The sequence below is a fragment of the Marinobacter lipolyticus SM19 genome (assembly GCF_000397065.2).
GTDB classification, from domain to species: Bacteria; Pseudomonadota; Gammaproteobacteria; order Pseudomonadales; family Oleiphilaceae; genus Marinobacter; species Marinobacter lipolyticus.
In genome coordinates this window covers 669,472-690,743 of record NZ_KE007306.1, presented here as the reverse complement: position 1 = coordinate 690,743, position 21,272 = coordinate 669,472, and the positions used below count along the sequence as shown (strand labels likewise).

General features: G+C 57.8%; 22 protein-coding genes. 16 read left to right on the top strand and 6 right to left on the bottom strand.

Annotation, left to right across the window (positions count from 1 at the left end):
* The 4 genes from MARLIPOL_RS03185 to MARLIPOL_RS03170 all read left to right on the top strand — a co-directional run.
* The coding region (locus tag MARLIPOL_RS03185) for a M14 family metallopeptidase (RefSeq protein ID WP_036190639.1) at window positions 1-833 on the top strand (833 nt) is incomplete at its 5' end.
* 284 nt (window positions 834-1,117) lie between these two features.
* On the top strand, window positions 1,118-1,444 hold the full coding sequence (locus MARLIPOL_RS03180) for a hypothetical protein (protein WP_012136636.1): 327 nt from the start codon (window positions 1,118-1,120) through the stop codon (window positions 1,442-1,444).
* A gap of 123 nt (window positions 1,445-1,567) precedes the next feature.
* Window positions 1,568-2,839 (top strand): mechanosensitive ion channel family protein, encoded by a 1,272-nt coding sequence (locus tag MARLIPOL_RS03175; RefSeq protein ID WP_012136635.1) that lies wholly within the window; start codon window positions 1,568-1,570, stop codon window positions 2,837-2,839.
* Window positions 2,840-2,896: 57 nt separating this feature from the next.
* Complete coding sequence (locus MARLIPOL_RS03170) at window positions 2,897-3,361, top strand: MaoC family dehydratase (protein WP_012136634.1); 465 nt, start codon at window positions 2,897-2,899, stop codon at window positions 3,359-3,361.
* A gap of 54 nt (window positions 3,362-3,415) precedes the next feature.
* Here the strand turns inward: MARLIPOL_RS03170 and MARLIPOL_RS03165 are convergent, their stop codons facing one another.
* The 3 genes from MARLIPOL_RS03165 to MARLIPOL_RS03155 all read right to left on the bottom strand — a co-directional run bounded on the left by MARLIPOL_RS03165 (window position 3,416) and on the right by MARLIPOL_RS03155 (window position 4,795).
* Window positions 3,416-3,856: a DUF3010 family protein gene (locus MARLIPOL_RS03165; RefSeq protein ID WP_012136633.1), complete on the bottom strand. Its 441-nt coding sequence runs from the start codon at window positions 3,854-3,856 to the stop codon at window positions 3,416-3,418.
* A 29-nt stretch (window positions 3,857-3,885) separates the two neighbouring features.
* A complete protein-coding gene (locus MARLIPOL_RS03160; RefSeq protein ID WP_012136632.1) occupies window positions 3,886-4,230 on the bottom strand; it encodes a PBPRA1643 family SWIM/SEC-C metal-binding motif protein in 345 nt (114 codons plus the stop codon).
* Between the two features lie 238 nt (window positions 4,231-4,468).
* On the bottom strand, window positions 4,469-4,795 hold the full coding sequence (locus MARLIPOL_RS03155) for a hypothetical protein (RefSeq protein ID WP_012136631.1): 327 nt from the start codon (window positions 4,793-4,795) through the stop codon (window positions 4,469-4,471).
* On the opposite strand from MARLIPOL_RS03155, the gene MARLIPOL_RS03150 reads away from it, so the two are divergent.
* From MARLIPOL_RS03150 to MARLIPOL_RS03145, 3 genes are read left to right on the top strand one after another with little or no spacing between them, the layout of a single operon-like run.
* Window positions 4,787-5,062: a hypothetical protein gene (locus MARLIPOL_RS03150; RefSeq protein ID WP_012136630.1), complete on the top strand. Its 276-nt coding sequence runs from the start codon at window positions 4,787-4,789 to the stop codon at window positions 5,060-5,062. The two genes, MARLIPOL_RS03155 and MARLIPOL_RS03150, sit on opposite strands and share 9 nt — an antisense overlap.
* Window positions 5,063-5,065: 3 nt before the next feature.
* Window positions 5,066-5,164 carry a nuclease-related domain-containing protein gene (locus tag MARLIPOL_RS18955; protein WP_407638015.1) on the top strand — a complete coding sequence of 33 codons (99 nt, stop codon included), beginning with the start codon at window positions 5,066-5,068 and terminating at the stop codon, window positions 5,162-5,164.
* A gap of 12 nt (window positions 5,165-5,176) precedes the next feature.
* A complete protein-coding gene (locus MARLIPOL_RS03145) occupies window positions 5,177-5,818 on the top strand; it encodes a DUF1294 domain-containing protein (RefSeq protein WP_012136629.1) in 642 nt (213 codons plus the stop codon).
* A gap of 71 nt (window positions 5,819-5,889) precedes the next feature.
* On the opposite strand, the gene rlmF is transcribed toward MARLIPOL_RS03145, so the two are convergent.
* The gene (gene rlmF / locus MARLIPOL_RS03140; protein ID WP_036190312.1) at window positions 5,890-6,849 is read right to left on the bottom strand and encodes a 23S rRNA (adenine(1618)-N(6))-methyltransferase RlmF; all 960 of its coding nucleotides are present in this window, start codon (window positions 6,847-6,849) and stop codon (window positions 5,890-5,892) included.
* A gap of 430 nt (window positions 6,850-7,279) precedes the next feature.
* Here rlmF and MARLIPOL_RS03130 point away from each other — a divergent pair, with 430 nt between their 5' ends.
* The gene (locus tag MARLIPOL_RS03130) at window positions 7,280-7,759 is read left to right on the top strand and encodes an FKBP-type peptidyl-prolyl cis-trans isomerase (protein ID WP_012136626.1); all 480 of its coding nucleotides are present in this window, start codon (window positions 7,280-7,282) and stop codon (window positions 7,757-7,759) included.
* A gap of 178 nt (window positions 7,760-7,937) precedes the next feature.
* Here the strand turns inward: MARLIPOL_RS03130 and MARLIPOL_RS03125 are convergent, their stop codons facing one another.
* Entirely contained in the window at window positions 7,938-8,144 is a 207-nt protein-coding gene (locus MARLIPOL_RS03125) for a cold-shock protein (protein ID WP_012136625.1), read from the bottom strand.
* A 347-nt stretch (window positions 8,145-8,491) separates the two neighbouring features.
* Between MARLIPOL_RS03125 and MARLIPOL_RS03120 the strand changes: the two genes are divergently transcribed.
* Window positions 8,492-10,249: a DEAD/DEAH box helicase gene (locus MARLIPOL_RS03120; protein ID WP_036190636.1), complete on the top strand. Its 1,758-nt coding sequence runs from the start codon at window positions 8,492-8,494 to the stop codon at window positions 10,247-10,249.
* Between the two features lie 460 nt (window positions 10,250-10,709).
* Window positions 10,710-12,038: a YjiH family protein gene (locus tag MARLIPOL_RS03115; protein WP_012136623.1), complete on the top strand. Its 1,329-nt coding sequence runs from the start codon at window positions 10,710-10,712 to the stop codon at window positions 12,036-12,038.
* 78 nt (window positions 12,039-12,116) lie between these two features.
* Here MARLIPOL_RS03115 and MARLIPOL_RS03110 read toward each other — a convergent pair whose 3' ends face one another.
* Window positions 12,117-13,022 carry a LysR family transcriptional regulator gene (locus MARLIPOL_RS03110; RefSeq protein WP_012136622.1) on the bottom strand — a complete coding sequence of 302 codons (906 nt, stop codon included), beginning with the start codon at window positions 13,020-13,022 and terminating at the stop codon, window positions 12,117-12,119.
* Between the two features lie 107 nt (window positions 13,023-13,129).
* On the opposite strand from MARLIPOL_RS03110, the gene MARLIPOL_RS03105 reads away from it, so the two are divergent.
* The 6 genes from MARLIPOL_RS03105 to hutU all read left to right on the top strand — a co-directional run bounded on the left by MARLIPOL_RS03105 (window position 13,130) and on the right by hutU (window position 21,269).
* The gene (locus tag MARLIPOL_RS03105; protein ID WP_012136621.1) at window positions 13,130-14,272 is read left to right on the top strand and encodes a CaiB/BaiF CoA transferase family protein; all 1,143 of its coding nucleotides are present in this window, start codon (window positions 13,130-13,132) and stop codon (window positions 14,270-14,272) included.
* A 148-nt stretch (window positions 14,273-14,420) separates the two neighbouring features.
* Entirely contained in the window at window positions 14,421-15,560 is a 1,140-nt protein-coding gene (locus MARLIPOL_RS03100) for an acyl-CoA dehydrogenase family protein (RefSeq protein WP_012136620.1), read from the top strand.
* 111 nt (window positions 15,561-15,671) lie between these two features.
* On the top strand, window positions 15,672-17,069 hold the full coding sequence (locus MARLIPOL_RS03095) for a YjiH family protein (RefSeq protein ID WP_082446031.1): 1,398 nt from the start codon (window positions 15,672-15,674) through the stop codon (window positions 17,067-17,069).
* 327 nt (window positions 17,070-17,396) lie between these two features.
* The gene (gene hutI, locus MARLIPOL_RS03090) at window positions 17,397-18,653 is read left to right on the top strand and encodes an imidazolonepropionase (RefSeq protein WP_012136618.1); all 1,257 of its coding nucleotides are present in this window, start codon (window positions 17,397-17,399) and stop codon (window positions 18,651-18,653) included.
* Window positions 18,646-19,587 carry a formimidoylglutamase gene (gene hutG / locus MARLIPOL_RS03085; RefSeq protein WP_012136617.1) on the top strand — a complete coding sequence of 314 codons (942 nt, stop codon included), beginning with the start codon at window positions 18,646-18,648 and terminating at the stop codon, window positions 19,585-19,587. The genes hutI and hutG overlap by 8 nt, the downstream gene beginning before the upstream one ends.
* An 11-nt stretch (window positions 19,588-19,598) precedes the next feature.
* Window positions 19,599-21,269 (top strand): urocanate hydratase, encoded by a 1,671-nt coding sequence (gene hutU / locus MARLIPOL_RS03080; protein WP_012136616.1) that lies wholly within the window; start codon window positions 19,599-19,601, stop codon window positions 21,267-21,269.
* The last annotated feature ends 3 nt before the right edge of the window (window positions 21,270-21,272 follow it).

Sequence of the window (21,272 nt, the reverse complement as noted above, 5' to 3'; positions counted from 1 at the left end):
AACGCAGTTACGAGTCCGACGTGTTGAGCGTGGTCGAGCGGCTGCGTTCGCGCTTTAACGTGCAAGAGTATGGCCGTCTGGAATATGGCCCGGACGTTTATCCGCTGATGGCAATCCGCAGCCGCGACTGGCGTGCCGATCGACCGGTGGTGCTGATTACCGGCGGAGTACATGGCTATGAAACAAGCGGTGTTCACGGTGCGCTGAAGTTCGTTGAGCAGCAGGCAGCGGATTATGCCGGTCGAGTAAACCTGTTGGTCGCGCCTTGCGTCAGCCCCTGGGCTTACGAACGCATCCATCGCTGGAACGCGAACGCGATTGATCCAAACCGCTCGTTTCGTGATGACGGCCAGGCCGGGGAGTCAGCGGCGCTCATGCAACTGGTCGCTTCGACAGAGGAGCCAATACTGCTGCACATCGACCTGCACGAGACCACCGATACCGACGAAACCGAGTTCCGCCCGGCGCTTGCGGCCCGTGATGGCAAACCGTTTGAGCCGGGGAGCATTCCCGACGGCTTCTACCTGGTGGATGACACCGAGAGCCCGCACCCGGAATTCCAGCAGGCGTTGATCAAGGCGGTGGAAAAGATCACCCACATCGCGCCGGCGGATGCCAACGGCGAGATCCTCGGCTCACCGGCGGCCGCCCGGGGCGTTATTCAGTATCCGCTGGCGCAGCTTGGCCTATGCACCAGCATGACCAACGCCCGCTACAGGACCACCACCGAGGTATACCCGGACAGCGACCGAGTGACCCCCGAGCAATGCAACGCCGCGCAGGTTGCCGCGGTGTGTGCGGCGATCGACTATGCGCTGGCAGAAACCGGCTAAACTCGATGAGGAAAACCGGGACAGATCTATTTTTGCGGATAACGGCCGAGTCGGAGGTAGAGTGCGAACGTCTTGTTCAGGTCCGATTCATAAGGAATGCGCATCTCTTAATATTTCGTAACCTATTGAAAGATAAATAAAAGGTAACGGTGGTATCACGTGTATCTCTGATATTCTCGAATGGTTCACAAAACTGACACGTGACTGAGGGGGCGATGGAGTACATCGTCTCCTTCCCGTCATGCTGGTCAGCTCAGACCACCTGAACAATGGGATTTACATCAATGAAAATGAAATCACTGCTCATTTTTTTATCTCTGAGTGCCACCTCATTGGGAGCCGTTGCGGATGACACAGCCGACGCCGCTCTAGGTGGCGGTATTGGCGGAGCGATTGGGGCTGCCATCGGCAACGAGGTAGGTGGCAGAGATGGTGCTATTCTCGGCGGTGCCGTCGGTGCGGCAACCGGAACAGCCATTACCACCAAAGATCATGGAGACGACTATCGCGACCGTGATCGCCGTCGTCATGACTACGACGATCGCCGGTCTTACCGGAAGTCTGGTGGCCATTTCTGCCCACCGGGCCAGGCGAAAAAAGGCAACTGCTGAAACGCGACAAGCCTTGAATCTAGAAACCCGGGACAGATTTTATTTTTGGATCCTATACTGTACATAGGCCGAATGCTGCCAAGTGTGGCCAGTTACTGAATTCTCGTCACCCGGGAGTTGTCGATGGTGGAAAGCTGGCAGGATTTGCTGGTGTCCATACAGGACATAAGCTTGCTGGATGTCATCCCGCAGATCGCGGTTCTGGTGTGTGCCGGGATGGCCGCGTTCTATCTGCATCGTCTCATTGCCCGTCTTACCGCTGCCGATTCCCTGGGCGTGCGACACTTTACGCAACGTACCATCCAGCGCCTTGCCTTTCCCATCTCGATGCTGCTGGTGGTTTTACTGGGGCGCGCGTCACTCGCCGCGCTGAATCAGGGCCACTGGGCGCTGGATCTGGCTGTCCCGCTGCTGATCTCGTTAGCCCTGATTCGCATCCTGGTTTATATGTTGCGCAAGGGGATGCGAAGTGGCCCCTTGGTCAAGGCTTCTGAAAATGTAATCGGTATCCTCATCTGGCTGGTGGTGGGCCTGCATCTCGTGGGCCTGCTACCCGGATTGCTTGTGGCCATGGATAGCCTGGCCTTCTCCGTGGGCGACCTGCGCATATCCCTGTTGGCCGTCATCAAACTACTCCTGCTGATGGGCCTTTTGTTAGTGGTTGCCATATGGCTCTCGGGCATGATCGATCGGCGACTGTCCCGGTTGCCGTATCTAAGCCCCGGTGCGGCCGTGGGCTTTTCCAAAGTCAGCAAGCTGGTGCTGATCGCCGTTGCTGCACTGTCCGTTCTTAATCTGGTGGGTATTGATCTCACGGCGCTTGCGGTGTTCGGCGGTGCCCTGGGTGTTGGTCTTGGCTTCGGCCTGCAGCGTATTGCCAGCAATTTCATCAGTGGTTTTATTCTTGTGTTCGACCGCTCGATTCGCCCCGGTGATGTGGTCAGCGTCGGTGAGAAGTTCGGCTGGGTGGTCGCACTGCATGCCCGCTACGTGGTGGTACGCAATCGCGACGGCGTGGAGACGCTCATTCCCAATGAAAACCTGATTACCACTGAGGTGATTAACTGGTCTTATTCGGACCCCAACGTACGCCTGAAGATTCCGGTTTCGGTAAGCTACAGTGATGACGTGGAGCGTGCCATGGCCATCATGTTGGAGATCGCCCGGGAGCACCCCCGAGTGATTTCGGATCCGGAGCCGGTGTGCCGGTTAACGGAGTTCGGCGACAACGGCATTCATCTGGAAGCGCGGGTCTGGGTCGCAGACCCGCAAGCAGGTTTCGGTAGCGTAAGCTCGGACATCAACCTGGAGATCTGGCGCCGCTTCAAGCAAGAAGGCATCACCATCCCATTCCCGCAACAAGACCTTTACATCAAGGAAGCGCCAGCGAAATAGAAAACCGGGACAGATCTATTCTCGTGAGTCTTTTCACCCCAATGATTGGGAGGATCCATGCCACCGCAAGATAAGCGATATTTTGAAGACTTGGTCGAAGGACAAACATTCGACTGTGGAAGTGTCGCGGTAACAAAGGATGAGATGCTGGAATTTGCCGAGCGTTACGACCCGCAGTCGATTCACCTCAATGAGGAGGCTGCCGGCAACTCAATGTTCGGGGACCTGATTGCCAGCGGCTGGCTGACGTGTGCGCTTACGACCCGTCTTCTGGTGGAAGGGTACATGAATAAGAATGCGACCCTCGGTGGCAGAGGGATGGATGAGATTCGGTGGCACAAACCGGTCTATGCCGGTTCAACACTGTCGGTGACTGTCGAACTTGTCGAAAAGGATTCGGGCAGGAATCCGGCATTTGGCCACACCAAGGTGAAGATTGTAACCACCAACGAACAGGGTGAGACGGTCCTTACGATGTACGGACTCGGACTTGTGGAGAAGCGGAAGGCATCTTCTGAATAAGGTTCGATTTCATATAATTCCGAAGATTCCCAGGTGCGCCGGGCCACGGCGCTTTCAGCTGCAACGACCGTTCAGCTGTCCTACGTAGGCGCTGATAAAAGCCGCTTCCTGAAAGGCCTTCAAACCCGTGTCGGCAAGAGCAATGGGCAGCGGGTTGGATGCCAGGGTGGATTTGATCAATGCCGGGGGCAGCATGGTCACCGTCAATTCAATATCGGTGATCAGCTGAATGGCCGCTTCCATTTTAAAGCTGATGGCACCACCGGCAAATTTGCCTTTGGGCATCCGCTCTTTGATCGCGACACCGGTGACCCCGTACTCGGCCATTAAGGCCGCAAAGGCCGCCTGGAACCGCTTCAGATCTTCACGGCTATGGTTTTTCGGCAGTGACAGTTTGCGCACCTTGCACTCCGGCAGGTTGAACTGCCCCCTGTCCATGTTCAGTAGACACAGCACCGCATCGCTGCCAGTCAGCTCAACTCCGCAAACAACCATAGTCATTGTCCTCTATGCCCCGGCTGACGTCAGCCACAGCACTTCTTGAATTTGAGTCCGCTGCCGCAGTGGCAGACGTCGTTGCGGGAGGGCGATTTTACGGCGGTGACCGTCCCTCCTTTGTTCAGGATAGCGGTGAGCTCGTTGATGGATTCCACGGCGCCCTCGCGGGTATCAATCGAAATAGTCGCGTGCAGCTTCGCCCTGGCCACCTGTGCCTCAACCTCCTGCTTGCGCGCTTCACTGGTCACCACCAGCGTTAGCGGATACTTTCTGCTGCCACTCTTCTGGCTGGCGTTGGTCTGAAAGCCGCCGTAAGCGGTGTGGTGCTGGCGTGCGTCCTGCCGGCCCTTGAAGAAAAATTTATCTGACATGCTGACATCCTGATGGAGAGAATACCCGAGCTACCGCTGGGAGGAACCTTTTAGCACGCTTGCGGAAACGGGGATATAGGCAAATGAGAAAACCGGGACAGAATTATTGGTCGCGGGCGTAGTGGTAAGGCTACAAAATAGTTCTGTCCCGGATTTTGCGGATTTTGATCGAGGCGGATAATGCTTTCGCCAGGACCGGGGCCCTGGCGAGTCGCACTACGGGAATACAAGTCGCGCTTTAATATGTGCCGCGTTCCAGTTGCTTCCGACGGTTGATCTCTACCTCTAACCAATCAACATCCATGTCGCTGCTTTCCTGCGGTCCGGCGGCCGTAGGTGGCAGGTTATTGATATCAAAAGCTGTTTCCTGATAGGTGCCTCGCTCCAGTTGCATCCGACGATTGGCTGTCACTTCTGACCAATCATAGCGGACGGTGCTTGCGGTGCCCGATAGGCTCTGCGCTGCCCCCTCGTAGTTCAGCTGCCGTTCCCACTGATCACCGTATGAAGGAGAAACGGCCAGCAGTAGTGACAGGGATGCGGAATAAATGAACGTATGTTTCATGGTTTGCCCTCCTATGACGTACCCGATGGCTTGCATCGGGGCTATCGCAAGGCGTTAGGCATGTTATTTTTGATCAAGCCCACCACCTTCGCGGTGCATACCCTGACGAGCGACAACCAACAGTTAGAAACCCAAAGCGAGAAAAAGTTACAAGGGATTTGTAAAAAAATCAGGGCTGATTTTTGTGATCGTCACTACAAGCTATTGCGGCGCTTCTCTGCGGGTAGTGCGTTACAAAAAAACATTAGGTGTAAAACGAAAGAGTGATCTATGTTTCGCGTCTTCGTTGTCGAGACCAAAAACATGAAGGGCTGGATCTTTGGTGACCCCCTGTCAGCGCTTCTTGGCCCAGGACATATACCGTTCTAAGGGAGAAGTACATTGAATCAGAAAGGATTACTCACCGCATGGAACGACGCCAAGGGCTTTGGTTTTATTACGCCGGAGGGCGGTGGTGAACGGGTCTTTGCTCATATCAGCAGTTATGCAGGCCGGGGCCGGCCGGCTTCCAATCGCAAGGTGACGTACAGCATCACAAAGGATGCTCAGGGCCGGTTACGGGCAGGGCGATTTCAATATGCTGGCGCGGCAAAGGTTGGCGCCAGCCTTGCTCCGGGAGTCTGGGTGGCGGCTGTTGTCGTGCTGGTGTTTTTCACCCTACTGGCTGGTCTGTTCCATCAAGGTTTTCTGCCGCTCTCGATCCTGGCTACCTACGGCGGGGTGAGTCTGGTGTTGTTCGTAATGTACTGGATCGATAAGCGGGCGGCGCAGCGGGGCGCCCAACGCATCGCTGAGAACACGCTGCACCTTTTCGAGCTTTGTTGTGGCTGGCCCGGTGCGCTGATGGCTCAGCAGGTTTTTCGGCATAAGACGCGGAAGGGGAGCTATCAGTTTGTTTTCTGGCTGGCAGTGCTGGCCAATCTTGGCGCTCTGGGGTGGCTGATTGTGGCTCCGGAGGCGATGAGCTTGCGGAAGCATTTGGGCTTTGATTTGTCGAAGTCATTGCGGCCGCTTGTTTGGTAGGTGACAACTGCATGGAAACGAGGACAGATCTGTTTTCCAGTCTCATAACCGTGCGCCACCTCGGGCGCGGCTCAGATGAATGTCCAGGCCAATACCCTGGTAATCTTGTTTCCCTGCTTCATCTCTATTTCCCGACTATCAACGGCACCGAGCTTGTGAATTAACTTCTTTGCAGGCTTCACATTGTCGGCTTTTGACACCAGGCTGGTAAACCAGCGGCATTGAGTGGAATACACTTGGCTTTCTCTGATCAGCTTTTTCAGAAACAGCTGTTCACCCCCCTTACACCAAAGCTCTGCACCCAGCCCGCCAAAATTCAGGGTGGGGGAGTCGGTTTTTGCTTTCTGTTCACCGCGCTGTTCACCGCGACTGCGAGCAAGGTTATTGCGTTTAAGCTGATTACCTTTAAGTGCGTCATCGAGCGAGGCATGGAAGGGTGGGTTGCATACGCTGACGTCAAAGAACTCCCCAGTTTGGATGATCCCTTCAAAGATGTGGTGTTTATCGGGCTGCGTGCGCAGCGTGAAGCGGCCTTTGAGGGTGGGGTTGTTGGCGATAATCGTGGCTACGTTCTCAAGCGACTGGGCGTTGATGTCGCTGCCGACACACTGCCAGCCGTAAATCTGGCAGGCCAGTAGCGGGTAGATGCCGTTGGCGCCAGTGCCTATATCGAGCAGCTTGACGTTGGGCTGTTCCAGCTCAGGCCCACCAAGCCCAAGCAGGTCTGCCATGTAATGGATATAGTCGGCTCTGCCTGGGATGGGAGGGCAGAGCGCTCCGTCTGGAATATCCCAATCGACAATGTTGTAGTATCGGTTCAATAACGCAGCGTTGAGCGCTTTTACTGCCAATGGATCTGCGAAATCGATGGAAAGGTCGCCATGAGCGTTCGGTTTCACGTGGGGGGCCAGTGCTGGGTGGCTTTTTACGAGCGCTGGGAAGTCATAGCCCTGGTTGTGCAGGTTCCTCGGGTGTAGCCCTTTGCGAACCGGCTTGGTTTGGCTTCTTTTACGTCGATGGAGGGTGCTCACAGAAATAGGCCCGAGGCTGGGTGTTTGAAAGTAGAGTGGGTCTGGCTTGGTCCGTGATTATAATCTTACTGTATGTGATGCATGAAAACATGATGCGCCGTCGTATCGCCCGGAGCCGCAAATGATTAAGCCCAGTTGTTACAGCTGTCGGAAAAAGTTCGAGCCCTCGGCGCTGAGGGTTCATTACTCAAAAAACTACTGTGAGGAGTGCGGCGTTGGGCTGTTCGGTGAGGATTACTTCAGTTTCGCCAGAAAGCCCGCCCCAACCACCCGGAAGAACCTGGCTGTCCATTTTGCAGTGCTTCTCTTGGTAGGCGCTTGCTTGTTGTTATGGTTTTCGACTGGCTAATGGGCGTCCCGGTTTTCCTGCACTGCAGCCAATGCCGCAGCTGGTTATAATGGCCCACTTTTAACCGTCGCAGAGAACCCTATGCCAATCGAAAAGAACCAAGTGGTCTTGTTTCACTACAGCGTTCGTGATGAACAAGACAACGTTGTTGAAAACTCCCATGGCGGCGAGCCCAACGCCTACCTGCATGGCCACGGCGGCATTATCCGGGGCCTGGAAGAAGCCCTGGAAGGTCGCGAGGCGGGTGATACGTTCAGCCTCACCGTCGCGCCGGAAAAAGCCTACGGCCCACGCAAGGCCGACGCGGTACAGCGCGTGCCGATCAAGCATTTGATGGGTGCCAAGCGCTGGAAGCCGGGCATGATTGCCCAGGTGCAAACCGAGCAGGGCCCGCGTCATGTGGTTGTCGCCAAGGTCGGCCACAAGTTTGCCGATGTCGACACCAACCACCCGATGGCCGGTAAAACCCTGACCTTCGATATCGAAGTCATTGAAGTGCGCGATGCTGATGCGGAAGAGATAGCACACGGCCACGCCCATGGGCCGGGTGGGCATCATTGAAGGATTACCTTCATGCTTTACTTCAATCCCGGTAGCGTCCGGCCTTGGGGATTGAACCGGTCATGCTTATCAGGATCTAACGGTGCAGAACGTATGCTCAGGTGGGGGCTGCTTATCGGCTTTCCAATAAAAAAAGGCAGCCTGAGGCTGCCTTTTTTCATCACGTATTGGCTGTTACTTACAGGCCAATAACGTTTTCTGCCTGCGGGCCTTTCTGGCCCTCGGTCACGGAGAACTCAACTTCCTGGCCTTCGGCCAAAGTTTTGAAACCGCTACCCTGAATAGAGCTGTAGTGAACAAAGACGTCTGCGCCGCCTTCACGAGTGATAAAACCGAAACCTTTTGCTTCGTTGAAGAACTTAACGTTGCCGGTAATTGTAGACATAAATAGTTATCCTGAAATTAATCAATAAGGTGCCGTCAAATGATCGTTGTGATCTTTGGTCAGCGATATGCGGGAAACAAAAAAACGTGCAGGATCAAAAACAGGACTAAAGGTGTGGCAACACTAGAGGTCTTATTCGTGAAATGCTTTGCTAAATCTTTCCAACGAGAACGACGGTACGCTAATTAAGAGGCCCTGCATAGGAAAGTTTTGGATATTGGGAAAATAGCTGTGTCTCTTGTCTTCCCGACAATCGGCGCAGATTTATGTTTGGGCTGGCCTGTAACGGCAACACCATACTGCTAGTATGGCCGCCTTTCATCATGAGAATGATCAAGCCCTGTAAAATGAATGTTCCTTTCAAACTCCGGCCTTACCAGCAGGAAGCCGTCGACGCCACGCTAGACCATTTCCGAAGATCGGACGAGTCTGCCGTCATCGTGCTGCCAACCGGTGCGGGTAAAAGCCTGGTCATCGCCGAGTTGGCCCGTCTTGCCCGGCGAAAGATTCTGGTGCTGACCCACGTAAAGGAGCTGGTGGAGCAGAACCACGCCAAATACCAGAGCTATGGATTAACGGGCGGCATTTTCTCCGCCGGGCTGAAGCGCAAGGAAAACCGGCATCAGGTAACCTTTGCCAGTGTGCAGTCGGTGTCGGCGAATCTGGATCAGTTCCGGGATGAATATTCGTTGGTCATCATCGATGAGTGCCATCGGGTCAGTGGTGAGGAAACCAGCCAGTATCAACGGATCATCGAGCTGCTGCGGCAACAGAACGACTCTCTGAAAGTGCTCGGGCTAACCGCCACTCCCTATCGTCTGGCCATGGGCTGGATCTATCGCTACCACTACCGGGGCTTTGTCCGGGGTGATCTGGATAAGCCCTTTCAGCACTGCATTTATGAACTGCCGTTGAGTTACATGATCAATCGGGGGTACCTAACCCGGCCTGAATTGGTGAACGCAGCGGTGGCGCAATACGATTTCTCCGCGCTGTCTCAGGATCGCTTTGGCGAATACGCCGAGAAGGACGTCAACCAGCTGCTGAGCAAACATAAGCGTGTGACTCGCGCCATCACTGAGCAGGTGATGGAGCTGGCAACTGAGCGCAAAGGAGTGATGATCTTTGCGGCAACGGTGGACCATGCGCGGGAGATCACCGGCTATCTGCCGAAACACCAGACCGCCCTGGTGACCGGCGCGACCGAATGGAAGGATCGGGATCTGCTGATCCAGCGCTTCAAACAGCGGCAGTTGAAGTATCTGGTGAATGTTTCCGTGCTCACCACCGGCTTTGATGCGCCACACGTGGACTTAATCGCCATTCTTCGGCCGACCCAGTCGGTCAGCCTGTACCAGCAGATTGTGGGCCGCGGTCTTCGTCTGGACGAGGGCAAGCAGGACTGCCTGGTGATTGATTACGCAGGCAACAGTGTGAATCTGCATCACCCGGAGGTGGGGGAGGCGAAACCGAACCCCGACAGTGAGCCGGTGCAGGTGTTCTGCCCAGGCTGTGGGTTTGCCAATATCTTCTGGGGAAAAACCGACGATGACGGCCGTGTTATCGAGCACTACGGGCGCCGTTGTCAGGGGCTTCTGGAGCCTGCGGAAGAGGCGGAACCCGGGCCCCCTCAGCAGTGCGATTACCGTTTTCGTTTCAAGGAGTGCCCTCACTGTGGCGGCGAGAATGATATTGCGGCCCGCAATTGTCAGCAGTGTCGGAAGGCCATTATCGACCCGGATGATCAGTTGAGGGATGCGCTGAAACTCAAGGATGCCATGGTGATCCGCTGCGCCGGGATCACATTAAGTGTTGGTGAGAGCAAACTGAGGATCACTTACCACGGTGAAGATGGGGAGGAGCTCAGCGAGTCGTTTGATTTCAGCAAGCCGGCACAGCGTACCGTCTTTAACAGGCTGTTCGGGCGTCGTTTCGCCAATAGCCAGGCCCCGAAAACGTTCAGCAGAGCGGATGAGGTGGTGGAGATACAGGCCTTGTTGCCTGCGCCGGATTTTGTCATTGCCCGCAAGCAGAAGCACTATTGGCAGGTGCAGAATCGTATCTTTGATTATCAGGGGCATTACCGGAAAGCGAATGAGGTGTGAGGCGAATTGAATTGATCATTTCAGCCCCGCCGGCGAGCAGGTTGTCCGACAGATTGATCGCTAGTCTCTGAGCCCGATCGGTGTTTTTGGCCAGCGTACCCTTGAGTTCCCTTCGTTATAGCGTATTTCCCAACCGGATCCTTCCTCACTGTAGGGCACCGGCTGCAATGGGCGGCCTGCCCTGGTAGTTGCCAGAGGGTGTTGGTGTTTACATTTTGGTCATAGTGGTATATACATATGTGTACACATATAGTGTGCTCAATGATTCCGGCCCGGCTCCTGTGTGTGTCAGGCTGGTTTTCGGATCAGGAGTTTGAGCAGGATGCGAACCCTTGGTATTGCCGATTGCTGCATTGGTTTGTCATTTCGGCGGCGGAAAAATACCTAAAACCGGTGGAAGCCTGTGCTGGCGGCGAACGCTGTCGTGGCTAGGCTCCAGAAAACAAGAGCAGGTATCTCTATGAGCGACAAAGAAACTGCAACTGCAACTGCCCCGTCCGCTAACCCTTTGTCGACGGTTCGGCTGATCCTTTTCAGTGCCGTCGGTATTTTCTTCTTCTTTATTCCGGTGGAGCTGGCCGGAACGAACACCATCCCGCTGGACCATCTTGTGTCCTGGATTCGTACCAACCAGGCCGATGGCGCTGCTGTCTATGCCTTGCTGGTCATCATCGCCGGCGCGTGCTATCCGTTTGTGCGGGGCACCTGGCGGAAGGACCTGAGTCACCAAATTTTCTCGGTATTGAAGTTGGCGGGTGTCGTGGCCTCCCTGATGGCTTTTTTTGAACTTGGCCCTGCCGCGTTGTTCGAGAAGGACATGCTGCCGTTCCTGTTCAACAAGCTGGTAATTCCGGTTGGCTTGATTGTGCCGCTGGGTGCCATTTTTCTGGCCTTTCTTATCAGCTACGGCCTGCTCGAGCTGATTGGTGTGCTGTTTCAGCCCATCATGCGGCCGCTGTTCAAGACGCCCGGTAAATCGGCGATCGACGCGGTCGCCTCGTTCGTTGGCAGCTATTCCATCGGTTTGTTGATCACCAACCGGGTTTATAAAGCGGGCCAGTATTCGGCAAAAGAGGCGGCGATCATAGCCACCGGTTTCTCGACCGTATCGGCAACGTTCATGGTGATTGTGGCCAAGACATTGGGACTGATGGCGATCTGGAACCTGTTTTTCTGGTCGGCCCTGTTGATCACCTTCACCGTTACCGCGATAACCGTGCGCCTGTTTCCGCTGTCGCGCATGAATGACCAAGCGGAATCGCCAGAGCACGAGGTACTGGAGTATTCCCGTATCAAGCAGGCGCTGATTGAAGGGTTACAGGCCAATGAGCGGGCGGATTCGTTGCTGGTCAACATCCGGCGCAACTTTGTCGACGGACTTCTGATGGCAATGAGTATTCTGCCGTCGATCATGTCCGTAGGCCTGCTCGGGCTGCTGCTGGCCAAGTACACGCCGCTATTCGACTGGATGGGGTATCTGTTTTATCCCTTCACGGCGTTGGCCCAATTGCCGGATCCGCTGGCGGTGGCAAAAGCTTCGGCAACCGGATTGGCTGAGATGTTTCTGCCAGCGCTGCTGATGGCCGAAGGCGCGGTTGCCGCCAAGTTTGTTACCGGCTGTGTGGCAATCTCATCGATCCTGTTCTTCTCGGCCTCGATTCCCTGCATTCTATCCACCGAAATTCCGTTGACGATCCGTCAGATGCTGATCATTTGGTACCAGCGCGTGGCATTGACCATTCTCTTGTCGGCGCCGGTGGCCTTCTATGCCGAGCGCTTGATGGGCTGAACCTGGCCCTGACCTACCCATCATGAACGGAGGCAGCTGTCAGGCTGTCTCCGTTTTTTATTGCCTGCCGGAACCGCTTCAGGGCACTAGGTCTTCCTGGGAGAACAGGTCCCGTATTTCCGCCATCACCGCTGCCGCCACCGGCGTCAGCGCAAAATGATGCGACTGCGCCAGTACTAGATTCTGCACCGGCATCTCGTCCGAGATCGGCCGGCACACGATGCGCTCGCCGTCATAGGTTAGCTCCGAGGCGGGACGCGTGATCAGGATAGACACCCCTAGGCCGTGTGCCACCATGCCCCTGACCATCTCCAGCGAGGTGGTGCGATAAGCGATGCGTGGTTCGAGCTGGTGGTGCCAGAAGGGCGACATCAGGAATTCCCGGCTCATCGGCAGATCGATCTGGATGAAAGGCTCCTGCGCCAGCTCTGCTAGCGAGACCGATTCCTGCCGGGCCAGCGGGTGTTCCAGCGGCAGCGCGGCGTAGAAGCGGCACTTCCGCAGCAACTGGGTTCGCGGCTGGTCACCCATGCCCAGGTCATAGGTGATAGCCAGCTCGACCTGGCCGGTGTCGAGCATGCGGCCGACCGCTCCGAGATCCCCTTCGCGTAGTTGCACCTCTACTTTGGGCATGCGCTCCCGCAGGCGTCGGATCAGGCGCGGCACGTAGAAGGGGCCGAGGGTGGTGAAGTAGCCCAGGGTGAGCTGGCCGCGTAGCTGATTTCCGGCGTCCTGGGGTTCGCCGAACATCTCCGCCTGGGACAGCAGCGTCCGGGCTTCCTCGAGCTTGCCGCGCCCGAACGGCGTGATCGCGAGTCCCCGCGGCGGGTTGCGGATGAAGAGTTCGGCGCCGAGTTCCGATTCCAGGTTGCGGACAATCAAGGAAATCGCAGGCTGCGAGAGGTGTAGTGCGCGAGCGGCGGCGGAGGTGCTGCCACATTCGGCTACCGCGACAAATACCTTGAGCTGGTGGATAGTTATCATTACTAGAAAATTCTATAGTGAGTATATGTAACTAGTATTTTACGCAATATATGGTGGCTGGCAAACTCGTTGTTGAGGTTAAAAAATGAACAAGAGAGTCTCAGCCCATGGAACAAAATAAGAAACGCCTTCCTCTCGAAGGTATTAAGGTCGTCGACCTGACCAGAGTCCTGTCCGGCCCCTTCTGCACAGCGTTGTTGTCGGATCTAGGCGCCGAGATCATTAAGATCGAGCCGCCGGCGGGCGACGAATACCGTCATGTTGGCCCCTTCAAGGCGGGGGAAAGTGCACTCTTTACGCTGGTCAATCGCAACAAAAAGGGTGCCGTGGCGGATCTCAAAAATGAAGTCGACCTGTCCCGGGTGCTGGAGATGGCCCGTGATGCCGATGTGTTCGTCGAAAACTTCAAGCCGGGTGTTGCCGATCGTCTCGGTGTTGGTTACGACGCTGTTCGCGCGATCAACCCCGATATTGTCTATGCCAGTATCTCCGGGTTCGGCCAGACCGGCGAGAGCAGTCAGTTGCCGGCGTATGACCTGGTGGTGCAGGCAATGTCCGGGATGATGGGGATCACCGGCGAGCCCGGTGGCGAGCCAACCATGGTGGGCGAGTCCATTGCCGACCTGGTGGCAGGTCTTTATGGTTCCTGGGCCATTCTTGCCGCACTGTTCGATCGTCACCGTACCGGTCAGGGCGTGTATCTGGATATCGCCATGCTGGATTGCCTGTTCTCGATGATGCCAACGCCGGTGGCGCAGTGGATGTTTAGTGGTAAGGCACCGGGACGTGTCGGCAATCGTCATCCGCTGTCAACGCCGTTCGGTTCCTTCACTGCACCGGATGGCCGGGTGATTATCGCCATCTTGAACAACCGTCAGTTCGGCGCCCTCTGCGATGCCATGGGGCGTCCCGAAATCGCCGCGGACCCCCGTTTCCGCTCCGATGAGGAGCGAACTCGTCACGAGCCGGAACTGCGTGATCTGATCGAATCCTGGCTGGCGGATCATACCGTCGAGTCCGCCATCAAGGCCCTGTCCGATGCCCGGATACCGGCGTCGCCGGTGCTGGAAATGGGCGATGCGCTGATCCGCGCCAGAACCGGTGAGCGCCAGTTACTGCTGACCCAATGTCATCCGCGTCTGGGCGATATTCCGATGATGGTGCAACCCGTGCGCGCCAGTGCCTGGGCGACGTCGGCGCCGAAGATCGCGCCGCAGCTCGGAGAGCACAACGACGAACTGTTCGGTTAGTCCTGTATATCGGCCCCGGTTGCGGGGGCACTCACTTCATGACACCAAGAACGAAATACCCGGTTCCGACCGGTGGAAACCCGTGCGCGCTGAGCGTCGGGGCGTCGCCTCCGGTTGCGTCGAATCGGGACTGAAAGGAGAGAATACGATGAATATCACCATCACCGAAGACGATCGCGGGCTATCCGACGCCCTCAATCGATTTTGTCAGGACGTTATTGCGCCAAAAGCCGCAGACATCGACGAAGGCAGCCTGTCTGCGACCTGTCACCGCCAGGCGCTGTCCGATATCGGCATCATGGGCATGAACCTGCCGGGAGCCTATAGCGGTACTGGAGCCTCGGCCGTTGCTCTTTATCTGGCCGTGGAAAACCTGGCTGGCGCTTGTGGTTCGACGGCATCGATGGTCACCGCCCATTTTCTCGCTACCGACTCCATTCTGCTTGGCGGTACCGAAGAGCAAAAACAGGCCTGGTTGCCGGATGCGGCCTCCGGCCGAACGCTTGGCGCCTTTGCGCTGACCGAGCCTTCTGCCGGCTCCAATCCGGCAGCGATGCGTACCTTCGCCGAGAAGACGGCCGCCGGCTACCGCCTGCGGGGCGTCAAACACTTCATCTCCAATGCCGCCGAGGCGGATTTCCTGATCGTGTATGCCAAGACCGACAAGAGTGCCGGTCATCGCGGCATCAGCGCCTTTATTGTCGATCGCCACTCGGCGGGCGTCACGGTGGCGTCGCCGGAGCGCACCATGGGCCTGAAGGGAGGGCACGTTTTCGAAGTGGCGCTGGATTGCGAAGTACCGGCCGAAAACCTGCTGGGCGGTGTCGAGGGCACCGGTTTCCGTACTGCGATGCAGGTGCTCGACAACGGTCGGGTCGAAATTGCCGCCAGTTGCACTGGTATTGCCCGTGCCGCCTACGAGGCCGCGTTGTTCTGGGCCAATACCCGCGAGGTTAACAATCACCCGATTGGCGAGTTTCAGGGTCTGCAGTGGATGATCGCCGATATGGCCACTGACCTGGAAGCGGCGCGCATGTTTGGCCTCAAAGCGGCGACCAAGCGCGAGGCGGGCGAGCGTTTCTCAGTCGAGTCTGCCATGGCGAAGCTTTATGCCTCCGAAGCGGCCGGTCGTATTACGGACAAGGCACTGCAGATTCATGGGGGCTATGGCTACACCCGCGAAATGCCGCTGGAGCGCTATGTTCGTGACGTGCGCATCATGCGCATCTACGAAGGCTCCTCGGAAGTGCAGCGCAATATCATCGCCCGCACCGCCCTTAACGGCTGAACGCGGAAAGCCGAGGTTGGCAATGAAGGAGGGGAGGTGGAGAACCTGGAGTTAATCAAAGCGTGAAACCTGCAGCGGATTGATCGCTCCGGCCGCCGGCCGGAGGCGTCTATGGGGATTCCGCAGGCTACCGACAATAATCATAATACTGGAGATAAAACGATGCATAACGCTGAAGTGATACCCAAAAGTAGCAATACCGGCGCCTTAAAGGCGCTGACCGGCAGCCTGATCGGCCTGTCGATATTCTTCATTCCCTTTGCTGTCGACGGCGACCAATCGAAGATTCCGCTGGTCAGCATCATTGACGCGATCAAAGGCTTCCTCGGTGGCGGTCTTGAGTACATCACCCTGGGGGTTACGCTGCTGTTATCGGTGACCTGGATTGCATCCAGATTCTCGGCGAACAAGGCACTGAAAGACTATCACCGCAAGGACAACACCGTTGTCGGATTCCTGTTCCTGCTCGGGGCGGTGTTCGCGGCGCTGCTGGTATTCAAGGTCGGGCCCGATTGGTTCCTGCACAAGGATGTCGGAGGTCTGGCGCTCTATCTGGGCGGCAGCGTCTTTCTCACCGTGACCGTGGCCGGCTTCTTCGTGTTGTTTCTTACCGAGTTCGGCTTCCTCGAATTTGTCGGTACCCTGATGGAGCCGTTGATGCGCCCTCTGTATCGGTTGCCGGGCCGGTCGGCGGTTGATGCGGTGGCGTCGTTTGTGGCGGCCCCGGCAGTCGGTATATTCATCACCAACAAGCTGTATAAGAGCGGTAACTATACCCAACGCGAAGCGGCGTCCATCGCCACCAACTTCAGCATCTGCAGTCTGGGCTTTTTCGCGCTGCTGGCATCGATTGGCGGCATAATGGAATACCTGCCGCACATGATCATCTCCTCTTTTATTATCAATTTTCTGTTGGCCGCGGTCGTCACCCGTATTCCTCCGCTGAACAACAAGCCGGATACCTTCTTCGACGGCCGTCCGGTGCAGAATATTGAAGAGGATCGGCCGCAGGCGGGCAACATAGTGATGCGTGCCTGTCATGCCGCATCCCAGCGTGCCTCCCAGACCGGGGGTGATGTCTTCCAGAAATATCTTTGGGAGTCGACCACCTTTGCCCAGAAGATCGTTGCCTACATCCTGTCGATTGCGACCGTCTCGCTGATCATCGGCACCTATACGCCAGTGTTCGATTACCTGGGTGTCGCTATCGAGCCACTGATCAGTCTGCTCAACCTGCCCGATGCCGATAAGATCGCGCCGACGGTGCTGATCTCGATCGCTGAAGTCGCCCTGCCGGCCATCATGATTTCCGGCGGTGAGGTCGCACCAATCAGCGTATTCTTCGTCTGCACGCTGTCGACCGTCCAGATCATCTTCTTCACCGAAAGCGCCAACGCGATGCTGGAATCGGATATTCCGCTGTCAGTGAAAGACCTGGTCGTCATCTTCCTGATTCGCACAGTACTGGCGATCCCACTGGTGGCCGCGGCGGCTCACCTGATCTTCTGATTAACGACCGGCAGCGTTGGCTGTTACCGGGCCACACTGCCATTCGCGGTACCGTTCCTGCGTTGGATCTTTGATCGCAGGAGCGGTGCCTTGGCGTATGGTGCCGTTCCGGAGCTGATGTCGCCCCGACTAACGGTATATACATATGTGCGCGGTGATCGGATTCAGGGCCCCTTGAGAGCACGCTCCAATAAACAATCAGATATGTGTTCTTTTTGCATGGCTTATCGACTGTGCAGCAAAGTCAGGGTCCCCCCCCGCCTGAAAAAAAATACGCCAAAAGCTATTGCTTTCTGAAAATGTTGTGATATACATTGGTATATACAAATGAGTCGGATAGAAAAGGTGGATGCAGTGTTCAAGACCTGTGACCGAATCTGGATCAACGCGAACCTTGCGACCTTCGACAGCCACGTCGAACAGCCTTACGGCGCTTTGTCGAATCAGGCGATTGGCGTGCGTGACGGCCGGATCGTCGCGATTGCGCCGATGGAACGCTTTGCTTCGGACGTCGTTTCCGCGGACGTGATCGATGCCTGTGGCAACTGGATGACGCCGGGTCTGGTCGACGCCCACAGCCACCTGGTGTTCGCCGGAAGTCGGGCGCGCGAGTTCGAGCAGCGCCTGGAAGGTGCGAGCTATGAAGAAATTGCCCGCAACGGCGGCGGCATTATTTCCACCGTCCGAGCCACCCGCGCTGCGAGCGTCGAGGAGCTGGTCGAGTTATCCGAGCCGCGCCTGCAGGCGCTGATGAAGGAGGGGGTCACCTCGGTCGAGATCAAATCCGGGTACGGTCTCAGCCTCGAGGACGAGCTGAAGATGCTGCGCGCCGCGCGCATCCTCGGCGAACGCAATCCGGTGCGGGTGTCCACATCGCTGCTGGCGGCTCACGCGCTACCTCCGGAGTTCGCGGACGACGCCGACGGTTACATCGACCTGATTTGCAACGAGATTATCCCGACCGCGGCCGAGGAGCGACTGGCTGATGCGGTGGACGTCTTCTGCGAAACGATCGCCTTCTCGCCGGCCCAGTGCGAGCGCGTCTTCCGGGCAGCGCAGGCGCACGGGCTTGGTATCCGAGCCCACGTCGAGCAGCTGTCCAATCTACACGGCGCGGCGCTGGCGGCGCGGTACGGTGCCTGGTCCGTCGACCACCTGGAGTGGCTCGACGAAGCCGGTATTGAGGCAATGGCCGAAACGGGCACCGTCGCGACGCTGCTGCCGGGCGCTTTCTATTTCCTGCGCGACACCAAGGTGCCGCCGATCGAGCTGCTGCGCAAGCACCGGGTGCCAATGGCGGTCGCAACCGACCTGAACCCGGGTTCGTCGCCGTTGGCATCGATCCGGCTGGCGCTAAACATGGCCTGCACCCTGTTCCGGCTGACTCCGGAAGAGGCACTGGCCGGCGCGACCCGCAACGGCGCGAAGGCGCTGGGGCTGGCAGACAGTGTCGGTCAGCTGCGCCTTGGCATGCAGGCGGATATGGTGCTCTGGGACATCGAGCAGCCGGCGGAGCTGGCGTACCAGTTCGGCGTCAACCCGATCCGTCAGCGAATCCTGTCAGGGGAGGTTTGCAATGTCTGATTTCGACTTTGCTGGCATTTGGGCAGGCCGTGTAGACGCCGAGGAAGAGGCGGCGCTGGCGACCCGGCTGCACCAGGTGATCAAGCCGCTTTCCGAGGGCGCGGAGGGCGTTGCGCTGGTCGGCTTCTGCTCTGATGAGGGGGTGCGCCGCAACAAGGGGCGCGTTGGTGCCCGCCAGGCACCGGACGTCATCCGCCGCGCGTTGGCGAACCTGCCCTGGGCGCCGCAACGGCCGGCCTGGGACGCCGGTAACGTGGTCTGCGACGGCGAAGCCCTGGAGCAAGCGCAGCAGGCTTTGGCGGACCGGGTCACGGACTGTCTCGACGCCGGCCACTTTCCGGTGATTCTCGGCGGCGGCCACGAAGTCGCTTACGGCAGCTGGCTGGGCCTGGCGCAGCAGCTAGACGCCCAGAGCTGCGCGCCGCGCGTCGGCATCATCAACTTCGACGCCCATTTTGACCTGCGCCTGGATAGCAACGGCCGCAGCAGCGGTACGCCCTTCTACCAGATCGCCCAAGGCTGTCAGGAGAGGGGATGGGATTTCCGCTACTGCTGCCTGGGCGTGAGCGAAGTCTCGAACACCGCGGCGCTGTTCCGCCGCGCCGACGACTTGGCGGTGAGCTACCGAAGGGACAAGGACATGGGGATTGACCGATTGGGCGAGACCCTGCAGCAGCTCGAGCGCTTCATGGCGGACTGCGACCTGCTGTACCTGACCATCGACCTGGACGTACTGCCGGCGGGCGTGGCGCCCGGCGTCAGTGCGCCGGCGCCGCGAGGCGTGGGTCTGGACATCCTCGAGCCGCTGATCGACGCGATCCGGCGGACCGGAAAACTGAAACTTGCCGATATCGCGGAATACAACCCGACCTACGATATCGACTCCTGGACCGCTCGCGTCGCGGCGCGTCTGTTCAATACCATCGTCAACTGAGGCTAATAACAATGACCGATCTTCGTCACGATCCCAGCCGAGTCATCAAAGCGCCGACCGGCTCCGAGAAAACCTGCAAGAGCTGGCTCACCGAAGCCGCGATGCGCATGCTGATGAACAACTTGCACCCGGACGTCGCCGAACGCCCGGAAGACCTTGTGGTGTACGGCGGCATCGGCCGTGCGGCGCGCAACTGGCCCTGCTACGACAAGATCATTGAGGTGCTGCAGCGTCTCGAGGACGACGAATCCCTGCTGATCCAGTCCGGCAAACCGGTCGGCGTCTTCAAGACTCACCCGGACGCGCCGCGCGTGCTGATCGCCAACTCCAACCTGGTACCGCACTGGGCGACCTGGGAGCACTTTAACGAGTTGGATAAGAAAGGCTTGATGATGTACGGCCAGATGACCGCCGGCTCTTGGGTTTACATCGGTTCCCAGGGCATTGTCCAGGGCACCTACGAAACCTTCGCCGCGATGGCCAAACAGCACTTCGGTGGCGACGCCAAGGGACGCTGGGTACTGACCGGCGGTCTTGGTGGCATGGGTGGCGCCCAGCCGCTGGCCGCCACCATGGCAGGCTTCAGCTGCATCACTGTCGAGTGCGATGAAACCCGCATCGACTTCCGTCTGCGTACGCGTTACGTCGACAAGAAGGCCTACAGCCTCAACGAAGCACTGGACATGATCGAGACCGCCAAGGCGAACGGCGAAGCCATCTCCGTCGGCCTGCTTGGCAACTGTGCCGACGTGTTCCCAGAGATTGTCGAGCGCGGCATCGTGCCGGACGTCGTCACCGATCAGACCAGCGCCCACGACCCGTTGAACGGCTATCTGCCGAAGGGCTGGACGATGGAATACGCCGCCGAGATGCGTCAGAAAGACGAGGCGACCGTCGTCGACGCCGCCAAGGAGTCCATGGCGATCCAGGTCCGCGCCATGCTCGAGCTGCAGAAGCGCGGCTCCGCCACCACTGACTATGGCAACAACATCCGCCAGATGGCTAAAGAGAAGGGCGTCGAGAATGCCTTCGACTTCCCGGGCTTCGTACCGGCGTACATCCGTCCGCTGTTCTGCGAAGGCATCGGACCGTTCCGCTGGGTGGCGCTGTCCGGCGATCCGGAGGATATCTACAAGACTGACCAGAAGGTCAAGGAGCTGATCCCGGATGATCCGCACCTGCACAACTGGCTGGATATGGCGCGCGAACGTATCGCCTTCCAGGGGCTGCCGGCGCGTATCTGCTGGGTCGGCCTGAAGGACCGCGTCCGACTGGCGCAGGCGTTCAACGACATGGTCCGTAACGGCGAACTGAAAGCGCCGGTGGTCATCGGTCGTGACCACCTGGACTCCGGTTCCGTCACCAGTCCGAACCGTGAAACCGAAGCGATGAAGGACGGCTCAGACGCCATCTCCGACTGGTCGCTGCTGAACGCGCTGCTCAACACTGCCGGCGGCGCGACTTGGGTATCGCTGCACCACGGCGGTGGCGTGGGCATGGGCTTCAGCCAGCACGCCGGCGTTGTCATCGTCGCCGACGGTACCGATGCTGCAGAGAAGCGCCTTGGCCGCGTGCTCCGCAACGACCCGGGTACCGGTGTCATGCGTCATGCCGATGCCGGTTATGAGATCGCGATCAACTGTGCGGAAGAGCAAGGGCTCGACTTGCCGATGCTGGGGTAGATT

Excerpts from the sequence above, each read along its gene's own strand:
- MARLIPOL_RS03180 (WP_012136636.1), top strand. The coding sequence starts at position 1,118 with ATGAAAATGAAATCACTGCTCATTTTTTTATCTCTGAGTGCCACCTCA.
- MARLIPOL_RS03175 (WP_012136635.1), top strand. The coding sequence starts at position 1,568 with ATGGTGGAAAGCTGGCAGGATTTGCTGGTGTCCATACAGGACATAAGC.
- MARLIPOL_RS03170 (WP_012136634.1), top strand. The coding sequence starts at position 2,897 with ATGCCACCGCAAGATAAGCGATATTTTGAAGACTTGGTCGAAGGACAA.
- MARLIPOL_RS03165 (WP_012136633.1), bottom strand. The coding sequence starts at position 3,856 with ATGGTTGTTTGCGGAGTTGAGCTGACTGGCAGCGATGCGGTGCTGTGT.
- MARLIPOL_RS03160 (WP_012136632.1), bottom strand. The coding sequence starts at position 4,230 with ATGTCAGATAAATTTTTCTTCAAGGGCCGGCAGGACGCACGCCAGCAC.
- MARLIPOL_RS03150 (WP_012136630.1), top strand. The coding sequence starts at position 4,787 with ATGTTTCATGGTTTGCCCTCCTATGACGTACCCGATGGCTTGCATCGG.
- MARLIPOL_RS03155 (WP_012136631.1), bottom strand. The coding sequence starts at position 4,795 with ATGAAACATACGTTCATTTATTCCGCATCCCTGTCACTACTGCTGGCC.
- MARLIPOL_RS18955 (WP_407638015.1), top strand. The coding sequence starts at position 5,066 with ATGTTTCGCGTCTTCGTTGTCGAGACCAAAAACATGAAGGGCTGGATC.
- MARLIPOL_RS03130 (WP_012136626.1), top strand. The coding sequence starts at position 7,280 with ATGCCAATCGAAAAGAACCAAGTGGTCTTGTTTCACTACAGCGTTCGT.
- MARLIPOL_RS03125 (WP_012136625.1), bottom strand. The coding sequence starts at position 8,144 with ATGTCTACAATTACCGGCAACGTTAAGTTCTTCAACGAAGCAAAAGGT.
- MARLIPOL_RS03120 (WP_036190636.1), top strand. The coding sequence starts at position 8,492 with ATGAATGTTCCTTTCAAACTCCGGCCTTACCAGCAGGAAGCCGTCGAC.
- MARLIPOL_RS03115 (WP_012136623.1), top strand. The coding sequence starts at position 10,710 with ATGAGCGACAAAGAAACTGCAACTGCAACTGCCCCGTCCGCTAACCCT.
- MARLIPOL_RS03110 (WP_012136622.1), bottom strand. The coding sequence starts at position 13,022 with ATGATAACTATCCACCAGCTCAAGGTATTTGTCGCGGTAGCCGAATGT.
- MARLIPOL_RS03105 (WP_012136621.1), top strand. The coding sequence starts at position 13,130 with ATGGAACAAAATAAGAAACGCCTTCCTCTCGAAGGTATTAAGGTCGTC.
- MARLIPOL_RS03100 (WP_012136620.1), top strand. The coding sequence starts at position 14,421 with ATGAATATCACCATCACCGAAGACGATCGCGGGCTATCCGACGCCCTC.
- MARLIPOL_RS03095 (WP_082446031.1), top strand. The coding sequence starts at position 15,672 with ATGGGGATTCCGCAGGCTACCGACAATAATCATAATACTGGAGATAAA.
- hutI (WP_012136618.1), top strand. The coding sequence starts at position 17,397 with ATGAGTCGGATAGAAAAGGTGGATGCAGTGTTCAAGACCTGTGACCGA.
- hutG (WP_012136617.1), top strand. The coding sequence starts at position 18,646 with ATGTCTGATTTCGACTTTGCTGGCATTTGGGCAGGCCGTGTAGACGCC.
- hutU (WP_012136616.1), top strand. The coding sequence starts at position 19,599 with ATGACCGATCTTCGTCACGATCCCAGCCGAGTCATCAAAGCGCCGACC.